Annotated in this window: 18 protein-coding genes; 5 read left to right on the plus strand and 13 right to left on the minus strand. The window is 66.4% G+C overall.

What is annotated here, in order from left to right:
- Positions 1–3 precede the first annotated feature (3 nt).
- The 3 genes from CAM01S_RS13945 to CAM01S_RS13955 are packed head-to-tail and all read right to left on the minus strand — an operon-like array spanning position 4 to position 3,226.
- On the minus strand, positions 4–897 hold the full coding sequence (locus CAM01S_RS13945; protein ID WP_066523104.1) for a carbohydrate ABC transporter permease: 894 nt from the start codon (positions 895–897) through the stop codon (positions 4–6).
- Positions 897–1,919 (minus strand): carbohydrate ABC transporter permease, encoded by a 1,023-nt coding sequence (locus tag CAM01S_RS13950; RefSeq protein WP_066523105.1) that lies wholly within the window; start codon positions 1,917–1,919, stop codon positions 897–899. The genes CAM01S_RS13945 and CAM01S_RS13950 overlap by 1 nt, the downstream gene beginning before the upstream one ends.
- Before the next feature lie 8 nt (positions 1,920–1,927).
- Positions 1,928–3,226: an extracellular solute-binding protein gene (locus CAM01S_RS13955; protein WP_066523151.1), complete on the minus strand. Its 1,299-nt coding sequence runs from the start codon at positions 3,224–3,226 to the stop codon at positions 1,928–1,930.
- A 166-nt stretch (positions 3,227–3,392) separates the two neighbouring features.
- Here CAM01S_RS13955 and CAM01S_RS13960 point away from each other — a divergent pair, with 166 nt between their 5' ends.
- A complete protein-coding gene (locus CAM01S_RS13960; protein WP_066523113.1) occupies positions 3,393–4,436 on the plus strand; it encodes a LacI family DNA-binding transcriptional regulator in 1,044 nt (347 codons plus the stop codon).
- Positions 4,437–4,456: 20 nt separating this feature from the next.
- Here CAM01S_RS13960 and CAM01S_RS14465 read toward each other — a convergent pair whose 3' ends face one another.
- From CAM01S_RS14465 to CAM01S_RS13990, 6 genes are all read right to left on the minus strand, one after another.
- Complete coding sequence (locus tag CAM01S_RS14465; protein WP_083528084.1) at positions 4,457–6,088, minus strand: inositol monophosphatase family protein; 1,632 nt, start codon at positions 6,086–6,088, stop codon at positions 4,457–4,459.
- Positions 6,085–7,173: an ABC transporter ATP-binding protein gene (locus tag CAM01S_RS13970; protein ID WP_083528085.1), complete on the minus strand. Its 1,089-nt coding sequence runs from the start codon at positions 7,171–7,173 to the stop codon at positions 6,085–6,087. The genes CAM01S_RS14465 and CAM01S_RS13970 overlap by 4 nt, the downstream gene beginning before the upstream one ends.
- Positions 7,174–7,240: 67 nt before the next feature.
- Positions 7,241–8,110 (minus strand): ABC transporter permease, encoded by an 870-nt coding sequence (locus tag CAM01S_RS13975; RefSeq protein ID WP_083528089.1) that lies wholly within the window; start codon positions 8,108–8,110, stop codon positions 7,241–7,243.
- Positions 8,107–9,126, minus strand: a complete 1,020-nt coding sequence (locus CAM01S_RS13980; RefSeq protein ID WP_245631656.1) for an ABC transporter permease — start codon at positions 9,124–9,126, stop codon at positions 8,107–8,109. The genes CAM01S_RS13975 and CAM01S_RS13980 overlap by 4 nt, the downstream gene beginning before the upstream one ends.
- Positions 9,123–10,289 carry an extracellular solute-binding protein gene (locus CAM01S_RS13985; protein ID WP_066523121.1) on the minus strand — a complete coding sequence of 389 codons (1,167 nt, stop codon included), beginning with the start codon at positions 10,287–10,289 and terminating at the stop codon, positions 9,123–9,125. Before CAM01S_RS13985 ends, CAM01S_RS13980 begins: the two co-directional genes overlap by 4 nt.
- 155 nt (positions 10,290–10,444) lie before the next feature.
- A complete protein-coding gene (locus CAM01S_RS13990; protein ID WP_066523127.1) occupies positions 10,445–11,485 on the minus strand; it encodes a LacI family DNA-binding transcriptional regulator in 1,041 nt (346 codons plus the stop codon).
- Positions 11,486–11,553: 68 nt separating this feature from the next.
- Between CAM01S_RS13990 and CAM01S_RS13995 the strand changes: the two genes are divergently transcribed.
- Entirely contained in the window at positions 11,554–12,480 is a 927-nt protein-coding gene (locus tag CAM01S_RS13995; protein ID WP_066523128.1) for a cation diffusion facilitator family transporter, read from the plus strand.
- 650 nt (positions 12,481–13,130) lie between these two features.
- Here the strand turns inward: CAM01S_RS13995 and CAM01S_RS14000 are convergent.
- The 3 genes from CAM01S_RS14000 to CAM01S_RS14010 all read right to left on the minus strand — a co-directional run bounded on the left by CAM01S_RS14000 (position 13,131) and on the right by CAM01S_RS14010 (position 17,155).
- Complete coding sequence (locus tag CAM01S_RS14000) at positions 13,131–13,985, minus strand: metallophosphoesterase family protein (protein ID WP_066523129.1); 855 nt, start codon at positions 13,983–13,985, stop codon at positions 13,131–13,133.
- A gap of 119 nt (positions 13,986–14,104) precedes the next feature.
- Positions 14,105–15,034 (minus strand): hypothetical protein, encoded by a 930-nt coding sequence (locus CAM01S_RS14005; RefSeq protein ID WP_157071594.1) that lies wholly within the window; start codon positions 15,032–15,034, stop codon positions 14,105–14,107.
- Between the two features lie 963 nt (positions 15,035–15,997).
- Positions 15,998–17,155 carry an IS3 family transposase gene (locus CAM01S_RS14010; protein WP_083528086.1) on the minus strand — a complete coding sequence of 386 codons (1,158 nt, stop codon included), beginning with the start codon at positions 17,153–17,155 and terminating at the stop codon, positions 15,998–16,000.
- Positions 17,156–18,590: 1,435 nt separating this feature from the next.
- Between CAM01S_RS14010 and CAM01S_RS14015 the strand changes: the two genes are divergently transcribed.
- Positions 18,591–19,082 (plus strand): HIT family protein, encoded by a 492-nt coding sequence (locus tag CAM01S_RS14015; RefSeq protein WP_066523141.1) that lies wholly within the window; start codon positions 18,591–18,593, stop codon positions 19,080–19,082.
- Here the strand turns inward: CAM01S_RS14015 and CAM01S_RS14760 are convergent.
- A protein-coding gene (locus CAM01S_RS14760; RefSeq protein ID WP_157071595.1) for an IS5 family transposase occupies positions 19,072–19,969 on the minus strand; the annotation gives its coding sequence in 2 pieces (ribosomal slippage) (positions 19,072–19,617 and positions 19,619–19,969; 897 coding nt in all). The two genes, CAM01S_RS14015 and CAM01S_RS14760, sit on opposite strands and share 11 nt — an antisense overlap.
- Before the next feature lie 676 nt (positions 19,970–20,645).
- Here CAM01S_RS14760 and CAM01S_RS15325 point away from each other — a divergent pair.
- Complete coding sequence (locus tag CAM01S_RS15325) at positions 20,646–21,317, plus strand: helix-turn-helix domain-containing protein (RefSeq protein WP_217999750.1); 672 nt, start codon at positions 20,646–20,648, stop codon at positions 21,315–21,317.
- A complete protein-coding gene (locus tag CAM01S_RS15330) occupies positions 21,281–21,709 on the plus strand; it encodes an IS30 family transposase (RefSeq protein ID WP_373277716.1) in 429 nt (142 codons plus the stop codon). Before CAM01S_RS15325 ends, CAM01S_RS15330 begins: the two co-directional genes overlap by 37 nt.
- Positions 21,710–21,812 lie beyond the last annotated feature (103 nt).

Raw genomic sequence — 21,812 nt, forward strand, 5'->3', positions numbered from 1 at the left:
CTCTCAGCCCTTCACAGCGCCGGTGAGCCCACCGACGATGCGCTTCTCGAAGATCGAGAAGAAGATCAGCGCGGGCAGCATCGCAAGCGACGTGAACGCGAGGACTTTCGCGGTGTCCGACGAATATTGCGACGAGAACGCCTGGACACCTAACGGCAGTGTGTAGTTCGCCTGTGAATTGAGGATGTACAGCGGAAGGACGTAGTTGTTCCAGCTCCCGATGAACGCGAGGATCGCAACGGTCACGACGCCGGGCACCGACAGCGGGATCACCATGCGGAAGAAGAACCCGAGGCGGCTCGCGCCATCGATGGCTGCGGCCTCCTCGATCTCGTTCGGGATCGCCCGGAGGAACGGCACCAGGATGATGACGGTCGTCGGCAACCCGAACGCGATCTGCGGAATGACGAGCCCGAAGAGGTTGTCCACCAGCCCGAGGTCCTTGATCACGATGTAGAGCGGCGTGATCGCGATCACCATCGGGAACATCAGACCGGCGGCGAACAGCGAGTACATCGCGCCCTTGAGACGGAAGTCGTACCGCGCGATCACGAAGCTCACCATGAGCCCGAGCACGACGATGCCGATCGTGCTCAGCAGCGCGACGATCACCGAGTTCGCGAACTCGCCCCAGAAGGTCACCGAGGTCAGGATCTGCGCATAGTTGCCGAATACCCACGGATGCGGCCACGCGGCCGGGTTCGTGGTGATCTGCGAGCTCGTGCGGAACCCGCCGAGCACGATGTACAGGACGGGCGCGATACAGACCGCGATCAGCAGCAGTGCAATGAAGTACGTGACCGGGCTGCCCCACTTCTCGGGGCGGTCGCGGCGATCACGTTTCACGGGTCGGTTCGGCGTCTTGCGCAGCCCGAGTCGCGCTGAGGTCGTGCTCATCACACGGCTCCTTCGGTCACAGCCCCGCGCAGGTCACGGCGCAGGACGAATCGCTGGTAGATGAGGGCGACGATGAGCGAGATGAGGAACATGACCACGGCGACGGCGCTGCCGTACCCGTAGTTCCCCGCGTCGCGACCCTGCGCGACCATGTAGATCGCCATCGTCGAGGTGCCGGCGGTCCCGGACACGTACTGGCCCCAGATGATGTAGACGAGGTCGAACAGCTGGAGCGAGCCGATGATCGACAGGAATGCCCAGATCCGGATCGTCGGCCCGAGGAGCGGCAGCGTGATCCGCCGCTGAATCTGCCAGTAGGAGGCACCGTCGATCTGTGCCGCTTCGAACAGCTCGTCCGGAATCGACTGGAGGCCGGCGAGCATCAGGATCACGGCGAACCCGATGTACTTCCAGGAGATGATCCCCATCAGCGACCAGATCGCGATGGATGGGTTCGCGAGCCAGTCGGCCTGCAGGAACCCGAGCCCGACATGCTGGAGCAGGTCGTTGACGGCGCCAGTCCTCGCGAGCATCAGGCTCCAGCCCGTGCCGACGATGACTTCCGAGATCACGTATGGCACGAAGATCAGGACGCGGATGATCGAGCGGCCGCGGATCTTCTGGTTGAGCAGGAGCGCCAGGAGGATCGCGAGCGGGCCCTGGAAGACGAGCGACAGCACCATGATGATGCCGTTGTGCCAGAGGACTGCCTGGAACGCCGGATCGGTGAGGATCAGCTTGTAGTTATTCAGGCCGACGAAGTCGGTGGGTGCTCCGTAGCCCTGCCACCGGTAGAACCCGTAGAACGCGGCGAGGACCACCGGGAAGATGACGAAGGCCAGGAACATCAGGATCGCGGGTCCGGACAGGATCGCGATCTCGAGACGCATGCGGCCCCGTCCGCGGCGACCCGAGGTGGGCCGCCGCGAAACCGGGGGTGCGGAACGGCCCGCACCCCCGGCTCGAACGGTGCCCTGCGTCTGCCGGCCGATGGCCGAATCAGTACTCAGGGTGTTGCTCATCGGTCGATTCAGCCCTTCGCAGCCGCGGCGTTAGTTTGCGCAACAATGCCGGCGGGATTCGTCTGGCCGGCCATGAGGGCGACGACAGCCTGGTTGAGGGCGTTGCCGACGTTCTGCCCGTACTCGGTGTCCAGGAACTGGATCGCGTACGCGGCCTTGTTGAAGGCCTTCAGTGCCGAGATGTTGTACGGCTGAGTGACGACGCTCTGTGCGGCGGTGTTGACGGGGATGGTGTCGAACGCCTTCGCGTACGCCTCCTGCTGCCCCTTCGTGGTCAGGAACTCCAGGAACTGGAAGGCCGCAGGCGGGGCGTTCTTCGACAGCGAGTAGCCGTCGACGCCACCCATGATCGCGCTCGGGTCACCCTTGCCACCCGACACGGAGGGGAACGGGAACCAGCCGAGGTCCGGCAGCGGCTTCTGGTCCGGGGTGAGGCTCGCGATCACTCCGGGATCCCAGTTGCCCATGAGCTCCATGCCGGCCTTGTGGTTCGCGAGCATGCCTGCGGATGACCCCGCGCCCTGCTGCGACGAGGTCGTCAGGAATCCGGTCTGGAAGGGGCTCACCTTGAGGAACGCGGCCAGGTCCTGACCCGCCTTGGTCCAGCACGGGTCCGTGAACTTCAGCGTCTTCGCGGTGTCGACCATCGTCGAGTGGCTGCACTCGCGGAGCGCGAAGTTGTAGTACCAGTGCGCGGCGGGCCACGCGTCCTTCGCCCCGACGGCGATCGGTGCGACGCCGATGGTCTTCAGCTTCGCGACGTCGGCCTCGAGCTCCGACATGGACGTCGGCGTGCTGGTGATCCCGGCCTGCTTGAACAGGTCCTGGCTGTAGTAGATCCCCTCGGGCTGCGTGTCGATGGGCATGGCGTAGACCTTGCCGCCGATCGACTCGCTCGCGATGGCCGCGGTGCCGGTGTTCGACTTGTCGGTTGCCGTCAGATTCAGCGGCTGGAGCTGCCCGGCGTTCACCATCGCCTGCATCTTGCCGCCGCCTCGCTGCAGGAAGATGTCCGGCGCCGAGTTCGAGTTGAGCGCGGTCTGCAGCTTGCCGTCGAAGTTCTCGTTCTGGATGGACTGCAGCTTGATCGTGACGTTCGGGTGCGCAGCGTGGAACGCCTTGGCCGCGTTCTGGAAGAACTGCACGCCGGGTCCGGTCGTGGCGTTCTCCCAGAGGGTCACGGTGACCTTGCCGTTCGACCCCGAACCCCCGCTCGCGGTGCTCCCGCCGCCGCCGGCACAGCCGACGGCCGCGAGCGCGACGCCGAGTCCGATCGCGACAGTCGCTGCCGCGCGCGTTTTCCTCATCATCGTGGAAACTCCTCGTTTGTCTTCGTTGACTCGCTGGTGCAAGTTGCGCAAAAGAATTGCTGCTCTGAGCGCAAAGCACATGGTTGCATCCGGATCGCGTTGGCGCAACCGATAATTTTTCCGAAACTTTCGAACGGGCGAGTTCCGCCGATATGCTCTGCTCATGCCGCCACGGCCTCCCGCCACCCGTCCCACGCTGTCCCACGTCGCACAGACCGCGGGAACGAGCGTGCCCACCGTTTCGAAGGTGCTTCGCGGCGGCACCGACGTCTCTGCGGAAACCCGGGCCCGCGTGATGCAGGCGGTGCAGTCGGTCGGCTACACGCGCAAGTCGATCGCGGGCCCGGAGCGCCCGATCGAGGACCGCGTCCCCGCCAGCGTGATCGACCTCGTCGTGACCCATTTCGAAGGCTCCTGGGCGAACCTGACCCTTGCCGGCGTCGGCAGGGCCGCGACCGCCGCCGGACTCGACCTCGTCGTCACGCTCGCCGAACCCGGCACGGACTGGGTCGCGCGCGTCCTGCGTCGGCGGTCGATGGGTGTCGTCGTCGCGCTCGTCGATCCGACGTCGCACGAGTTCGCCACCCTCACCGCGGCCGGGCTCCCCGTCGTGCTCATCGAATCGCAGGGGCGACCGCCGCGCGGTGCCGCGAGCATCGGGGTTGCCAACTGGGACGGTGGTCGGCTCGCCGCCGAGCACCTGGTGGGCCTCGGTCACCGGCACCTCGGCGTCATTGCCGGGCACCGTTCGCACATCTACAGTCGAGCCCGCGTCGACGGGTTCCGGGCCGCAGCGGAGGCTGCGCTCGGCACTGCAGCGTCCGTGACGGTCCGCCACGGGGCATGGGATCCCGATCGCTCGGCGGAGGCCACCCACCAGCTGCTCGACGTCGACCCGGCGATCAGCGCGATCTTCGCCTGCTCCGACCCGATGGCGCTCGGGGTCTATGCAGCACTCGCCGACCGCGGGTTGCGCATCCCGGAGGACGTCAGCGTCATCGGATTCGACGACCTTCCCGAAGCGCACTGGATCTCCCCCGCCATGACCACCGTGCGGCAGCCCACCGCGGCGCTCGGCACCGAAGCAGTCCGGATGCTCCTCGAGCTTGCGCGGGCCGAGGACACGAGCGTCCATCCGCGAGCCAGGATGGAACTCGCGACGGAGCTCGTCGTGCGCGCGTCAACTGCCGCCGCGCGCTCCGAGTGAGGGATCGGCGCGCCGCTCGTTCATGACCCGAGGGACGCCGACCACACCGCGAACAGCTCGTCCGCCACGGACGGGTGTGCGACGAGCACCGGAGCGCCGAGCGGCGGGAACCCGGTGACCGGTCCGCCTGGCTCGAACACGCGCCCTCCCGCTTCCTGGACGATCAGGACCGCCGCTCCGTGATCGATCGGGTTGAAGGCGGAGACGCAGGCGCCGACCCCTCTCCCCGCAGCGACCTGTGCCAACGTGAGCGTGCCCGACCCCATGATGCGGAGGGTGCAGGAGCGGGCGACCAGCGCCTCCAGAAAGTCCGCGAAGCCTGGCCACGGACGGTGCCCGTCGAGCTCAGTCCCGACCACCCCGCCGACCAGCGATCGAGCATCGTCGAGGAGCACGAGCGAGCGATCACGAACGACGGCACCGCGGCCGGCTCGCGCTTCCAGCACCTCACCCCGCCACGGATCGGCCACCACGCCGACGATCGGCCGCCCACCGCGCGTGAGGCACAGCGACATGCTCGTCCACGGCACGCCGTTGACGAGGTTGGTGGTCCCATCCACGGGATCGAGATACCAGTGGTACTCATCGCCCGGTGCGACGCCGTACTCCTCGCCCGTGAAACCGTGCGTCGGAAACGCGACGCGAACCTGCCCGCGCACGAACTGCTCGACCTGCCGATCGACATCGGTCACGAGGTCCGCGGCGTGCGCCTTCGTCTCCACGGCGCCGAGCGGGTGCTCGCGCGTGAACGCGATGATCTGATGCGCGATCCGATGAGCGACGGTCTGTGCGCGCGACGCGACCACCGCCTCCGGAGCGCGTCGCCTGCCCGCCGAGGACGGCGCATCGAGTGCGGCACGGACCGTCGGAACGTCGTTCGTCGTGATCGAGTCGACGCCGAGCGCCGCCGCCCACACGGCGAGATCGGGGTCGTCGACGGTCCAGCAGGACACGGTGAGACCGAGCGCGTGCGCCGCCCGCACGGTGCCCGGCGTCAGGAACGCGACGTCGAGATTCAGTGTCGACGGGCGCAATGCGACGAGGTCTTCGGGCGTCGGTGGGGTCAGCGACGTCCAGGCGAGCCAGACGTCGGCGTCAGGGATCACCTCGCGGACCGCGCTCATCGCCTCCGGCGAACCGCACCACTGCACCGGCACAGCACGGTCGCGGTTCGTGAGCACGGTGCGAGCTGCGACGAGCGCATCGTCCCGGTCGGTGAGGTCGATCACCAGCAGGATGCCCTCGCCATCGAGGCGGTCGAGCACAGAGTCGAGCCTCGGGATGCGGTCGAGATCGTTGCCGAGACGTGCGACGTCGCACCAGGGCGTCGCATCGACGCGCCGCGGGTCTCCCCACATCCGACCGAGCGTCTCGTCATGCAGCAGGACCGCGACACCGTCGGAGGTTCGGCGAACGTCGATCTCGATGGCTGCGGCTCCGAGGGCTTCTGCCGCTGCGACTGCCGGCATCGTGTTCTCGCGTCGGGTGCGCGGGGACCCGCGGTGCGCGACGAGCCGAACCGAGCGCCGACTCCGCTTGCGATCGGGGGTTGCGTGCGACGGTGACGCCGACGGTTGCGGAGGCGCGGACGCCTGCGACGGTGACTGCTGCTCCGGTTCGTCGTGGCTCGGCACCCGGATCGCCGTGCTCACGATGCACCGCCGACCAGGAGGCCGTCGCGGTAGACGAGCACCCGGTCGACACGAACGCCGACCACGGAGCCGACCTCAGGCGGGCGGCCGACGAAGGCGTGCAGCCCGTCGTCGAGGACGACCTCGGAGAAGTGCCCGCGCATGAGCACCCGCTCGACCCGCATGAGTCGGCCCTCCGTCGGCGCGACGATGTGCACGGACTCCGGACGAACGAGTACCTCGTCGCCATCGCGCAGGCCACCGTCCACATCCGAGCGCGTCAGGAGCGCGTCATCGATGAGGCCGCGTGCGGAGCCGTCGAGCGCGCTCGTCGACCCGATGAACGACGCCACGAACCGCGTCGCCGGGCTGGCGTAGAGCGTGGCCGGCGCCGCGACCTGCTCGATGCGGCCGTCGTGCATGACGGCGATGCGATCGGACACGCTCAGCGCCTCGTCCTGGTCATGGGTGACGATCACGGTGGTGATCCCGAGCCGCTGCTGAATGCGTCGGATCTCATCGCGGACCTCGACACGGAGTTTCGCGTCGAGGTTCGACAGGGGCTCATCGAGGAGCAGCACGTCTGGCTCCTGCACGATCGCCCGTGCGAGGGCGACCCGCTGCTGCTCGCCGCCCGAGATCGCGGTGGGCTTGGACCGGGCGTGATGCGTCAGGTTCACCAACTGCAGCGCCGCATCGACGCGCTGATCGGCAACGGTCCGGTCGACGCGCCGGGTCCGGAGCGGGAAGGCCACGTTCTGCTGCACGGTCATGTGCGGCCAGAGTGCGTAGTTCTGAAACACCATCGCGCTCGGTCGCCGTTCGGGGCCGAGCGCGGTGACATCCGCCTCGCCCATGCGGATCGAACCGCTGTCTGCGTCGAGGAACCCTGCGACCATCCGGAGCGTGGTGGTCTTGCCGCAGCCGGAGGGGCCGAGGAGCGAGACGAGCTCGCCCTTCGCGACGTCGAGATCGATGCCGGCAACGATGTCGCGTCCGCCGAGCGTCTTGCGAAGCCCCCGGATCTGGAGGCCCTGGCCCCTAGTCGTGGTGGTGTTCCCGCCGCGATCGGTCGCCATCACCGTGGCGGGAGGTGTCGTGGTCATCGGCGGACCCCTTTCTGATGGCATCGGTCGGTCATGGCGCATTCGTCCGTCATCCGGCGTCCGGCGCTCATCGGATCTGGAATCCGTCCGCGAGACGTCCGCCCATGATGTGTTTGCGCGCGAGGGTCATGAGGACGACGGATGGAATGCTCAGCGCGATGGAGAAGACCGCGGCGACCTGGCGCGGATAGTTGAGCACGAGCGTGTACATCTCCGTGGGCATGGTCATGTACGCCGGAGCCCCGACGAGGTAGGTGCCCTGCGACTCGTCGAACGACGCGAGGAACGACATCACCATCGCCACGAGGATTCCGGGCCACGCCATCGGGAACGTCACCGACCAGAAGGTGCGCCATTTCGACGCCCCCGCGTCCCGCGCCGCCTCCTCGAGGCTTCGCGGCACGGACGAGAACGCGGCCGCCGGAAGCCAGGTCATGAAGACGATCGCGCCGAGCAGGTGCACGATCAGGATCCCGATGACGGTCTGCATGAGATTCATCGCCGTGAACAGCGCTGACATCGCGACGAACAGGCCCATCTTCGGGAACGCGTTGGTGGCGAACAGGCCGACGAGCACGACCCGGCGACCGGGGAATCGGATCCGACTGATCGCGTACGCCGCGGGCAGGCAGATGACCATCGCGACGCCGACCGTCATCGGCGCGAGGACAAGCGAATTCTGGATCGCAGTGCCGAGCGTCGGATCGTCGAACACCACCGACCACCAGTGCAGCGTCCACCCGTCCGGATAGAGATGCGGGTACGTCCAGGTCGTCGCGAACGCGCGCACGGCAAGCCAGAGCAGCGGACCGACGATGAAGATCGCCAGGACCACGACGGTGGCCCAGACGAGCGCGGATCCCGCGGCCCGCCGTGCCGTCAATCGCGATGTCGCGCCGGCCGTCGTTCGCGACACGCGGCTTCCGAGAGCGGTCATCGGTCCTCCTCGAGCGCGCTCCGGTTCGAGCGCACGGTCGACCACAGGTAGAAGATGCTGGCCAGCGCGGCGAATCCGAAGATCACGAATGCCTGCGCCGTCGACTCTTGCGGCCGGTTGAACGATTGGAAGTACTGCACGATGTCCACGCCGAGCATGGTCGGCGCATTCGGCCCGAGAAAGTACGGCACCGTGAACGAGCCGAGGACGCCGATCACCGTGAACGTCGTCGCGATGACGATCTGTGTGCTCGCCATCGGCAGGAGGATGCGCCAGATCACACGCCACGTCGACGCGCCGGCGTCCCGCGCGGTCTCGATGAGCGCGTCCGGCACGCTCTGCAGCGCTCCAGCGACCATGAGGACCGCGAACGGGAGGCTCGTCCACACGCTCCCGATGACGACAGCGACGAGCGTGTATCCCCAGGTCGGGAAGGCGAGCCCGACGCTCGCGAACACGCTGCGGAGAAATCCTGTGCCGTCGTAGAAGGTCAGGATGGCCCAGCTCGCGATGACCACGGGCACGAAGATCGGCATGACGGCGAGCACGGACAGCGCGGAACCGACGCGGCCGCCGCGCAGCCGGAGGATCGTGGCGACCAGGAGGGCGAGCACGAGCGTGATCCCGGTCGAGAGCACGGTCACGCCGAGCGTGGCGACGACGTCGCGCACGAACGTCGGCGTGCTGAACAGCGTTGCATACACGGCCCCGGAGAACCCGTGCACGACATCCTGCCCGATGAGGGACAGCGCCTCGTTGATGCCACCGGTGTAGCCGACGCTGAACGCGAACGCGTCCACCACGGGCACGCCGACGAACACGATGACGACGAGCACCGGCGCCGCGACGAGCGCCAGCCCGAGTGCGGCGCTGCGTCGGCGCGCCGCACGACGTGCGCTGGCCGTCCGTCCTGCCTGGTCTGCCCCGTCACTGCCGGACGGTGGAAACGCGGCCTGGAGGCCCGTGGCACTGCCGCCACGCGCCTCCAGTCCGTGATCAGGACGGGTCACCGTCACTGCGGCACCTCGGCGCTCCACGCCTGGTTCATGTCCGCGGTGAACTGCGAGGAGAACGGGAGGCGGAGTTGCGACGGGTCGGCGGCCTGGAACTGCTCGCGCACCGAGGCCGGCAGGGCCGACAGCGGAATCACAGGGAATCCGGACACTGCCTTCGCGATGTCCTGCTGTCCGGTCGAGGAGAGCACGAAGTTCGCGAGCTCGAATGCGGCCTGCTTCTTCGCGGCGGGCTCGGTCTTCGGAATGCCGAGGAACGACGCGCTTCCGGTGAACGACGGGTTCGAGATCTGCGTGTACTTGACGTTCTTGCCGATCTGTCCCGTCGATTGCGCGGTGATGAACTGGTCGCTCCACACGGGCGCCATCGAGATCTCGCCGGATCCGAGCATTTGCAGAACCTGGTCGTTGCCGTTCGGGTACACACCGTGCTGGTACATCGACGGCCCGAGCGCCTTGAGCTCAGCCCAGCCCTGCGACCATTCCGACTCCAACGACTTGTCATACGTCGTCGCCATCGTCTGCTGCTGCGCCTTGGTCATGTACTTCGACAGCACGGTGGTCACGAATGAACCGCCCGAGCCTCCGGATGCCGGCGAGTTGTAGGCGAACTGGCCCGGGTTTGCCTTGATCCATGCGAGGACGTCGTCAAGCGTCTTCGGCGGGTTCTTCACCTTCGTCGAGTCGTAGGCGAGGAGGACGCTCGATGCGCGGTAGGGGATGCCGCCGGTGCCGCCCTGGGCGATCGTCGCGGCCGGCACCTGCTTGAGATTGGGAATCTCGGTGTTGTTGATCTTGGTCAGGAGGCCCGCCTTGCCGACCGTCGAGACCCAGCCTGCGTCGACGAGGTCGTACCCGACCGTCTTGTCTGCCTTGACGGCTGCGGCAAGGTTCGCCTGCGTCTGCGCGTCGTGCTGGCCGTGGAGATCGATCGTGGTCGACACGGTGACGTTCGGGTACTGCTTCTCGAACGCCGGGATGAGCGACTTCTGCCAGAGGTCCTGGACGTTCGTGTCGCCGGAGATGAACACAGTCAGGTGTGCGGCCTTGCCGGTCGCGTTGCCTGACGCGCTGCCGGTCGCAGCGTTGCTGCTCTGGACACAGCCGGCCAGGCCGATCGACGCGACCGCTGCGATCGCGAAGGCGGTGAGTGCACGGGTTTTCACGAGGGTTCTCCTGACGCAAGAAGCGGGACGGGGTCGTCGTGGACGGTTGCGGGAACGTTCCCGCAACGTGCCTCAGTGTTTCGTGGCGCGGTGAACAACAGGTTCCCAACGGCCGTGCGGCCGGTGAATTCGAGCGAGTCGCGGGCTGACGCGGCTCAGCCGCGCGACGCAGGAACCGCCCGGGGACCGACGGTCCGGCCGTGGAGCACCGTGCCTCGGAGCGCGCGGTGCTCCACGGGCAGCGACGGGTCATCGATGCGCGCGACGAGCAGGTCGATCGCCTCAGAGCCGATGCGTTCGATCGGCTGCTGCAGGGTGGTCAGACCGATCCACGGCGAGTCCAGCGGGAACACACCGTCGAATCCTGTCACCGAGACATCGTCCGGGATTCGCAAGCCGGCCTGCATGAGCGGCGTGCAGACGTCGAGCATCATGCGGTCGGTCGGGCACATCGCCGCGGTGATGCGTCCGGCTCGAGCGAGGTCGACGACCTCTGCCGCGACCGATGCTGGCGCCCGCGAGAATCGTGCATCGACCGGGATCACCTCGACTCCTCGTGCGCGCAGTCGCCGCGCCATCGCAGCAGTTCGGGCATGCTGCGTGATCGCGAAGTCTTCGGGCACTTCGAGCACGGCAGCCGCGCGATGGCCGGCGTCGGCGACAACGTCCGCGATGCGTTCGCCGCCCTCGACCTCGTCGCAGAACACGCTCGCGAGCGACGGGTGCCGCTCTGGCCGCCCTGCGACGACGGTGGCGATCCGGGGCGCGAACTCCGCGATCTGGTCTGCCGGCAGCAGGCCACTGCAGACGACTAGACCATCGACCCGCATCGAGACGAGCGCGGCCAGCGCGGATCGCTCGTCCTCGACGCGTCCGACACCGGTCGTCGTCACGAGGCGGTAGCCGAGATCGCTCGCGCGCCGCTCCATGACGGCGTGCAGCGCGGTGTAGAGCATCGATGACGCGTCGCGCACGAGCATGCCGATCGTCTGCGTTCGCCCGGAGACGAGGCCGCGGGCCATCGCGTTGGCGACATACCCCAGTTCGACGACCGCGGCCTCCACCCGGAGGCGGGTCTCGTCGGAATACCGACCGGTCCCGGAGAGCACGCGACTCACCGCCGACTTCGACACACCGGCACGGGCTGCGACATCGACGATGGTCGGCTGGCCCGCGGAACGCGGCGTCGTGTGCATGCCTGCAGACTAGTGACCTGCCCGCGGGCAGCGTTGCACCCCGTGCGCCGCTGTGGAACCGTTATGCGGTGACGACCAGCCACAACCACGACCACGGCTCGGGCGGGGCGGATGCGAACCGAACCCGGCTGTCGGTCGCGCTCGCGATCACCGTGGCGATCCTGCTCGCTGAGATCGTCGGCGCGCTGCTGACGAACAGCCTCGCGCTCCTCGTGGATGCCGCGCACATGCTGACCGATGCTGGCGGCCTCGGGACGGCGCTGCTCGCGGCGCACCTCGCGGCGCAGCCTGCGAACGCGAAGCGCACCTGGGGGTTCGCGCGGGCGGAGGTGCTGTCGGCGACCGCACAGGCGGCGGTTCTCCTCGCAGTCGGACTGTTCGTGCTTATCGAGGGAGTGCACCGGCTGATCGCACCGCCGTCGGTTGCTTCGTCAGGCCTGCTCTTCTTCGGCGTGATCGGACTCGTCGGCAACGCCTGTTCGATCGCCGTTCTCGCCGCGGGTCGGTCGGCGAACTTCAACCTGCGGGCCGCATTTCTGGAGGTGCTGAACGACGCGCTCGGTTCGCTTGCGGTGATCGTCGCTGCGGTGGTCATCGCGCTGACCGGCTGGACCGGCGCCGACGCGGTCGCTGGCCTCCTCATCGGTGCGCTCATTCTTCCTCGGGCGTTCACCCTGCTCAGGGAGACGGTCAGCGTGCTCCTTGAGTCGACCCCGCCCGGGCTCGATCTGGACGACGTTCGTCGTCACCTGCTCGAACGGCAGGGCGTGGTCGAGGTGCACGACCTGCATGCGTCGCAGATTGCAAGTGGTCTTCCGGTTCTCACCGCGCACGTCGTCGTCGAACGCTCGCTGTTCGGCGACGGGACACTCCCCGCGCTGCTCGACGACCTGCAGTCCTGCGTGGCCGAGCATTTCGCAGTCAGCGTCGAGCATTCGACGTTCCAGTTGGAGCCAGCGGGCCATCGCGGGCACGAGCACATCGATCACGCGTGAGGTGCGATGGTGGCGTGCCGGCGGGGATATGCGCCAGCGGTGATTGGCACTAGCGGGGATTGGCGCCAGCGGTGATTGGCACTAGCGGGGATATGCCAACGGCGGCCAGAACCAGATGGTTCGTGGCCGCCGTTGGGTCACTGTCTCAACACAGTGTGCGCTCGAAGGGACTCGAACCCCCAACCTTCTGATCCGGCGTCAAGTGATGACGCACGCTGGCTTATCTAAAAACCCGGGCCCCGCAACGACGATTACACGCCACGGAGCACTCCGTGGACGCACGAGCGCATCCACGCATCACGGCGCGTCACGATGAAAACGCGTACCAAACCGCGACGCCACAGCGTCGTTCCGGTCGGTCCACGAGATCACCCGACGCCAAGAGGGCCGCCAGCGACGCTGATGGCATGACGCCCGCTTTCCGCCTGCAGCTAAGCAGGCTCAATACGGGCAAGCTTGTGGACGGCGACGGGCTCGGTCACTGCGCGAGCCAGTGGCGAGTAGGCGACGCCCATTTGCTCGACCTTGCTCAGGAGCGAGAATGAAACGCCCATGACCTCTTGCATGAGAGTGAACAAGTGCGCCTTGGATGAGTTGCATGGGCACCGCGGACGCCGTCACCTACGAGGAGACGACACGGTCGAGTACAGCTAGCCCATCTCCAACCAGTCGAATTGGAGACGGTCCAAGTCGAGAAGTCCGGCGTTCCGACCCGAAGCGCCCGGGGCGTGTCGGCTTACGTCAAGACTGAGGGTGCTCGATCCGTCGGCCGAGGTGGCACAGCCCTCGACGTGGATGTGTCCATGGAACGTGAGTCGCGGCCGCGTGTGATGCTGCAACTCAGTAATGCGAGCGCGCGATTCGGCGGATAGCGCCAGCCTTTCTGCATTCCACGCACCCCTGCCGCGCCGGATCACGTTCTCGACCGGTTCGACCCCCGCGTTGGGAGGCTCGTGGGTCAGCAGCACCTCGACCGGTCCACCTGCGGCGGCAGCGTTGACGTCGGTGTCGGTGGGTGCTTCTTCTGGTGGGGCGTCTTTGTCGACGGAGACGGCGCCGCCGAAGGAGAGGAACGAGCGGCCGTTGAGGGTGAAGCGGTAGCCGCGGGGCAGTACCCAGATCCGTGGGGTGAGAAGGTAGGGCTGGTCGGGGTGCTGCGCGAACCGGGGGGCGAGGAGTTTCCAGTCGTCGTGGTTCCCGGGCGTGAGGAGGAGCCGTTCGATGCCGGCTTCGCCGAGTTTGGTGTCGAGGTTGGGGATGAATCCGCCGTGTAGCCAGATGCGTTTGCTTGACCCGGTGAGCCGGACCGGTGCGTTCACGGTGAGGTCACCGAGATGCAGAATCGTCGACACGTCCGGCGCGGTCTGGGCGATCCGGTCGACGATCGCGAACGCGGACGGTTGATGCGCCTCCCAGTCACCGGCGATGGCGACGCGCTTCTCGCCCGGCAGCGTCAAGTCCGCGCCCGACGCAAGCGCCTGCCTTCGAGCTGCATTCGCTCCCACCGACTCTCCCTTCCTGTTGTCGGTGCCCGACGAGACCGTCCCCGATGCTCGAACCCGGAGCCATGCGAACGGTCGCCGTCGACGATCAGCGGCGGCATCGGCCGGTTGGCTTCCGTCCGTTACAGTTCAGCAGAGCCGTGCGTGTCCGACCCGGGGGGCGCGTCCTCGGACGTCATGCTCTTGAACGCTTCGGCCCGTGGGGTTGCGAACTGGCTCCAGTAATGGGTGAAGGAGCGGTTGGGTTGCGCGGGCCAGCCGCCCGCCTCGGCGACGAGGTTGTCATACAGCTCGTCCGGATCCCAGAACTCACGCCCGTCCGCGCCTTCTGCGGCGGCCAGGCGGTGGAGGTTCCGTCGGAGCGCCGCAGGATCGAGCGGGTGGTAGTGCCACATCGCGTCCACGAGCAGTTCCGCCGTGTTTTCGATGTCTCCCCAGTTGGCCAGGTACTCCACGATCGTTGCTTCAACACTGAGGTAGGGGATGTTCCACGTCCACCGAACATCATCGATCGGAACGTCACGAACCTGCACCGTCGTGTTCTCCGTCGGCTCGACCATCGGATGGGACGACGGCAGGTACAGCACGGCCGAACCCGCGCTCCGGTCAAGCTCCCAATGCTTCAACGCCGCACCGCCCCCGATCACCGCGATCGACGTCGCCGACGCGCGATCACGCCAACTCCGATCGACCGCGGTCTCGTGCGGGTCCAGCGACAGCCACAACGCAACCGCATCCTCGAGTTGGTACGTCGGCAGGTACGCCGCGTGCCGGAACACCCCGGGAATGAGTTCCGTCAGCTCGCCTGTCCGAACCATCTCCACCAAACCAGCGTCCGCCAGCCGTCGGCCGACCCGCGACTGCACCTGCCCACGCGTGACGTGAGCCTCCTGCTGCGGCGCGAGATCATGCACAACGTCTCGCACCCGGCGCAACCGCTCGGCCGCAGAGGACGACTGACCGCTGGCAAGCGAGCGTTCACGCAAAGCCGCGAGGCGTCGCATGGTTCGCGGCCCACCATCGCGGAGGAATCGAGAGACGTGGTGGCTCATGCAGGCGAGCATACGGCGAGCCGGAGGTTCGGAGACCAAACCCGAAAGACCGAACCCGAGTCAGGGCGGTCGGCGCTGAGGAATCATTTACGCATTCCACGCCGACCCTTACGTCACGACTCGGAAACCAGGGTTGTGGGCTACATCATCGCCGATCAGAACGGTCCCGAGCGCCCAACTTCCTCGATGCACGAGGCGGCGGAGGGTTCTTCCGTCCGCGAAGAGATAAGGACCCGCCTGCTAAGAGACTTTTGGCTTCTGCACAGCCGAGCCTGGTCACAGGACTGGTACCGAGTTGTGCTCACGCGGGACGAACGCGGTCGCCGCGAGGCAGGTGTGGAGTACTTACCGCGAGCAGGCCACGCAGAGCTGAGCCGGTGTTGAGCCCACCGCGTAACGACAGCCCCTCGGATGCCTTTCGATCTATAAAACAAGCCAATCTATAATCTCTATAAACTCTATAAACCCCGTCCCTGCTTGACAGGAGCGCGGCTGACGATCGACCTGCGTCCGCGACTCGCTCCATGCTTTCGACTATGGCCTGAGCGAAGAAGCCAGTCGAGCCGCAGGAGCGCCCGGCGATGGTGCGCCGAGGAACGCACCTACTGGTCACCGAACTAGTTCAGCCAAGTGCGTCGCTTGCGCCGTTGGAGGGATGTGATCGTCGCGTAAGAGGCCACCGGCGTGGGGACCGCGGTCGCCAAACCACACCCAGTTGCCCTGATCAGCATCTCGCTCCCGCTACGGATCGCGGTCGTGAACGACGGCACCGGCGCGCAGCTTTTACGGATGTGAGGAGAAAGGTGAGGCCGGACGCCTCTGGAACGCGGCACCATCCTCTGTTCCCAGGCCGCCACCCGGTTGGACGGCCGCTAGCTCACCCACTTGCCACCTCAGCCCTGATATCCATGCACGTTCTCAGGGGAGCTTGCCCCGGTTCCCCGGACAAGTTTCTTGTGGTGATCATGCCGCGGAAGCGACGGTGGTGTGCTGGTTCTCGAACTCGATGGGGCTGAGGAAGCCGAGGCCGGAGTGGCGGCGGCGGGGGTTGTAGAAGCCTTCGATCCATTCGAAGATCGCGGAGCCGAGTTCGGCCGGGGATTCCCAGTCGCGGCGGTTGAGCAGCTCGCGCTGCATGGTCGACCAGAACGATTCCATCAGCCCGTTGTCGACGCTGGACGCGACCCTGCCCATCGATCCGAGGAGGCCCGCTTCGCGGAGTCGATGGCCGAAGAGCCAGGACGTGTATTGCGATCCGCGGTCGGCGTGGACGATGGTTCCTGGTTCGGGACGGCGTTGCCAGCGGGCCATTTCGAGCGCGTCGACGACGAGTTCGGTGCGGATGTGGTCGGCGATCGACCAGCCCACGACGCGGCGGGTGAAGCAGTCCAGGACCGCGCAGCAATAGACCTTCCCAGTGTTCGTGGGGTGCTCGGTGATGTCGGTGAACCAGAACCGGTCTGGACGATCGGTGGTGAACTGCCGCTTCACGAGGTCGTCGTGCGGCGCCGGCAACGGGCGCGGCTTCCCGCCTTTGCGGCGGTGGCTGATGCCTGCGATGCCGGCCAGGGACATGAGCCGGGCGACGCGCTTCTTGCCCACGTGCCGGTCACGAGCAAGCCGCAGCTCGGCATGCACCCGCGGCGCCCCGTAGTTGCCGCGGGACTCGTAGTGGATCCGTTCGAGCACCATAGTCAGCTCGCCATCGCCGGTCTCGCGGACCGATGGCGGTCGGTCGCGCCACCCGTAGTAGCCCGACCGGGAGACACCGAGGATCCGGCAGGTCACCGCGACGGGGAACCCGTCGGCGACGAGTTCGTGGACCAACCGGAACCCTATTAATGGGAGGACGTTTTCCCTGGCGGAGTAAGCGCTGACGCGCTTGAGGATCTCGACTTCCATCTCGAGCACTCGGTTCTTGCGCCGCAGCTCGACCAGCTCACGCTTCTCCGCGGACGTCAGCCCCTCCGCTTGGCCGGCGTCGACAGCGTCCTGCCCCATCCAACGGCGGAGGCAGGACTCGCTGATCCCGAGGTTCCGCGCGACGTGGACAACGGGCTCACCCGACGCGACCAACTCGAGCGCACGACGCCGTAACTCCGGCGGCTTGGCAGCAGGCATCTTTCGGACTCCTTCCAGAAGCGATCGTCTCGCTCCAGATCAGGTGTCCGGAGAACCGGGTCAAGCTCCCAGGTTGCTTGCATAACGCTTACGCCCCACGCGATACTCGCGAGCAACCGCGCGGTCGGCGGATGCAATAGGTTCCAGGCTTCCATGCTGCTTCACGGCGGCTGGTCAAGATGAGTGCGCCAACCTCGCTCGTTGCGCTCGGTCGACGCCCGGCAAGAGCGGCTACCGTTCCAAGATTCGGTTCGTGCTTCCGATCGACTGGCCGATGGCACTGCTTGATGACTGGGGGATGCCCCGTGACGAACCCTGTTCGAAGCCCCGTCGATGCTCTGCTCGATGCGCGGTCGATGCCCTGTTCGATGCGCGGTCGATGCCCTGTTCGATGCGCGGTCGATGCCCTGTCGCTCTGGACAGGGCATCCTCCGAGTATTTGCTGGTGTTTCCTGCCCTCTGCATGGTCCCCTCAGTGCCCACAATGGTCGGATTTCGACGCTTCGAAGGACGCGATCGAACAGGCTATTCACCGACCCCAACAACGCGCCGGTACCGTTCGGCCTCCGAAGGCGGTCAGGTCAAAGCCTTTGGAAGCGGCTGGCGCGCACTAATCGCGATACGACCACGGAGCGATGACGCGAGATCCACACCGCTATAACCATCCGCGGTCCCTTCATCCGAGATGAGTCGTCAACGCTCCTGTCTAAGCTCGGGACCGCAATCACTCGTCTCGTGGTCGAAAGGGTGTACAGATTGTGCATCACGGTTGACGCGCGGTAGCCCCAATCCGCGGGGCAGAATTACCGGAAGCGTGGGATCCGGCCGGCATCGTGGAAGGCGGGATGTGGCGGCCGGAGAGGAACCGCCATCGGTTAGCGCGCAGTCAGCCCTCGTTATGCCTGCAGTTCGTCATCTTCGCAGCGCTTGGCGTCCACTTGCTGTTGTCAATTGGGTCGGATTCCGCTCCTTTGGGCGCCGTTCTGCGCCGGCTGGTTCGTGTCTCCCATCCCCGACCCTCTCCATTTGCGAGCGCCTCATCCTCGGCTCTGTCACGAGCGTCGCGCGGAACAGCGGGAGCGAGGAATTTAATTCGCTCGACGCTTCTCTTGTTACTTGCGGTCTTCTCCTTGCCCGCGTTCGCGTCGCGGGGGTATTGAGGGCGTGCTGGGTTGTTGGGTGCGGAGCGAAGCGGAGTACGCAATAACCCAGCACGCTCTCCTGCGAGGCGAACGGGGGCAAGGAGAAGACCGCAGTACCTCATGACCGGACGGCCACTCGTCAGCGACTATCTCGTAGACGTGCGCACGTCTTGCCTTCGGTCATCTCTTCTTCTTTGTTCGGGAAGGGTGGGACTCGAAGGACTGCGACGTTGTGAGCTAGGGCGTGTCTCCTTATGACTCACGAGCGCGTGGGCGTTGAGTAGGTTGGGTCCGTGGATTGGCGTGAAGACCGCATCGGAGCGGCACAACGGGGCGAGAATCCGACCGTATTGGCCGAGCTAGAAGGCGGCTTCGCGGTCATCGGGGATGCGCAGTTCCTGCCGGGGTACTGCGTGCTTCTCGGGAAGGATCCATCAGTGACGGCCCTCGCTGAGATGCCGCGAGCTGATCGTGTGCAGTTCCTCGCTGATGCCGATCTGCTTGCTACGGCTGTCGAGCGCGCATGCCGTGCGATCGATCCGGAGTTTCGACGGGTGAACCTTGACGTGCTGGGCAACGCGGACGCGTTCGTCCACGCCCACATTTGGCCCCGTTACGAGTGGGAGCCTCCGTCGTTGGTGACTCGTCCGGTCTGGCTCTACGAGCCCGACCGGTGGCGAGACCCGCTGACCGCGCTCAGCGCCGAGCACGCGGAACTGCGCGCTCGCATCACGACTGAGCTCGGCGTTCTGGCGAACGAAGACACGGTGCGCATCAGCGGATGATGCCGGTCAAGTGGCGACTCCATGCGATGACGGCGTTGAGGACGACCGCGGCGCGGTAGACGATTGCGAGTTTGTCATACCTGGTTGCCAGGCCTCGCCACTGCTTCAACCGGCAGAAACCGCGCTCGATTACATTCCGGTTCTTGTAGTCGGCCGGGTCGTACGAGACGGGCCTGCCACCACGGGAGCCGCGACGTTTCCGATGGCCCTGCTGGTCTCGTGGCTCGGGAATCACCGCTTCGATCCCGCGGCCGCGCAGATGGGCTCGGATGGCTCGGGACGAATACGCCTTGTCGCCGCGGACTCGGTCCGGGCGGGTGCGGGGCCTGCCGACGGGTCGTGCAACACGTAGTTCGGCCAAGAGTGGCAGGAGCATCGGGGAGTCACCGGCCTGCCCGGGAGTGACCAGGGTGACTAATGGCAACCCGCGCCCGTCGACGAGCTGATGCACCTTCGTGGACAGGCCGCCGCGGGAGCGGCCGAACCCGTGGTCAGGCGGCTCGAGCCCGATCTTCATGTAATTCGACTGTCCCCCCCGTGGTGCGGGTGATGTTCGTCGCGTGCTGATGCGCCCTGGCGATCGTGGAGTCCACCGACAGCGACCAGTCCACCGCGTTCGCCTGGTCAGCTTGGGCGGTCAGCGCGGACAAGACCCCGTCCCAGGACCCGTCGCCAGCCATCCGGCGATGCCACTTCCACACTGTCTGCCACGGCCCGAACACGTCCGGAAGGTCACGCCACGCAATTCCAGTCCGGTACCGGTAGATGATTCCCTCGACCATCGTTCGTGCGTCCGAGAACGGCCGCCCCGCGCGCCCTGTCCGCACCGGCAGGAACGGACCGATCAACGCCCACTGATCATCGGACAGCAACTCGAACCGCGACACGTCTCCCAGACTGGCAGCTGGCACCGGGACCGATTAAGAGACACGCTCTAGGTGTAGACGTAGATCCTTTCGTCCCGCTCATCGAACGTTGCGCCGGCTTCATTGGTGGACCAGGTGCGGCCGCGGCGCTTACGGTTCGGGGACCGGCACACAATCGCTTTGCTTCCTAGTTCCGGACTCCCGCGTACGGTGGCATCCACCGCGCCGCTTCAGTCGTTCGGACTATTCCTCAGCCGGCGGCGCTCCCGGTTGGATCGAGAACGGGCTACCGGGAATTCCATGGGAACCTACCCTGGCGTGCGACGCTGATGAGCCCAGGGGATGGCGGATGATCATCGCGCAACCTCCGATTTTGAGCGGGGGGGCTAAAGAGCCTGTTCTGCGCGTGGACGTACGTGACTCGCCGGCTCCTGTCGACGCTCTTCGAAATGTGAGCCGGTTGTGCTCGGGTGGTTTCTAGTGCTCGTCGCAACACTTCCGGAATTGTGGAGGTTGTGTTGTCGAGTCGTCGTGTGAAGAAGGGGCCGGGACGGTGCCCGCTGTCGGCCAAGCGTTAGAAGTTCATGGAGCTGCGCGATCGAGGTTGGAGTATCCGTGCGGCAGCTCGAGAGGTCGGTGTGTCGAGGGCCTCGGGAAACAACTGGGCATCGGAATGAAGGTGTATCGGAAGGGTCAGGTGGTCGGCTTCGTGCCGCCACTTGACCGTCTGTTCGTGAGTTCGATCAGTGCGCGCTTTCTGTCGCAGGACGAGCGCATCGAGATCGCGGATCTTCGCCGCGCGGGTCATGGTATTCGTCAGATCGCCGCGGTGCTGAACAGGGCGCCATCGACGGTCTCGAGGGAGCTTCGGCGCAACTGTCCGCGAGGGGCCAGTACCGGCCTTTTGACGCACAGGAAGGCGACGGCCAGGCGAGCCCGGGATCACGGCCGCCGCATCCACCGGGAACCCGGCCTCCAGAGTGACGTCGTCGACCGGCTGCGGAAGCGGTGGAGCCCTGCGCAGATCAGCCGTCACCTGAAGCGGATCTTCCCGGGCCGTGCGGCGCTGCATCTGTGTCACGAGAGCATCTACCAGCTGCTTTACGAGCCCGGTTCCTCGTTCCTGCGGCCATCTCGTCTCGCGCCGCATCGCCGGTCGCCGCTTCGAACAGGACGAGACCACCGGCGCGCCCACATGGACCTGAGACGGCGCCGGCCCAGGTTCCAGCAGCCGATGCTGACGATCCACGACCGCCCCTTCGAGCCGGAGTATCAGTCCGAGGCGGGCATTCGGAAAGCGACTTCGTCGTCGGCCGCGGGCAGGGTTCGGCGATCGGGACGCTCGTGGAGCGCCAGACCCGACTGTTGATCGACTTGCATCTGCCGTGCCGCGACGGCGAGGCCCTCCACGACGCTCTCGTCAGACGGCTCGCGGGCCTGCCCCAAGGTCTTGTTCGCTCGATCACGTGGGACCAAGGGACGATGGCCCGGCACCTAGACATCGCAAAGGGCCTCGGCGCGCCGGTGTTCTTCTGCGACTCCCACTCACCCTGGCAGCGAGGCTCAAACGAGAACATGAAGGGGCTGCTGCGCGACTACTTCCCCAAAGGCACCGACCTCGCAGTCCACTCGCCGGCACACCTGCTCGCCGCGGAGAACGAGATAAACCGACGCCCCCGGAACGCCCTCGCCGACCGCACGCCAGCGGAGCTATTCGAGGCCCTGCTGGCGTCGCAGAATCAGTCCATGTTGCGACATTGACTAGAACTTGCCAGAGTGCCGCTGGCTCACTTTTCAAGGAGCGTCGACAGGTCCGTACTCCAGTCCCGGGGTCCGTACTCCAGTCGCGGAGGTCCGTACTCCA

The organism is Curtobacterium ammoniigenes NBRC 101786 (assembly GCF_001571045.1).
Taxonomy (GTDB): domain Bacteria; phylum Actinomycetota; class Actinomycetes; order Actinomycetales; family Microbacteriaceae; genus Curtobacterium; species Curtobacterium ammoniigenes.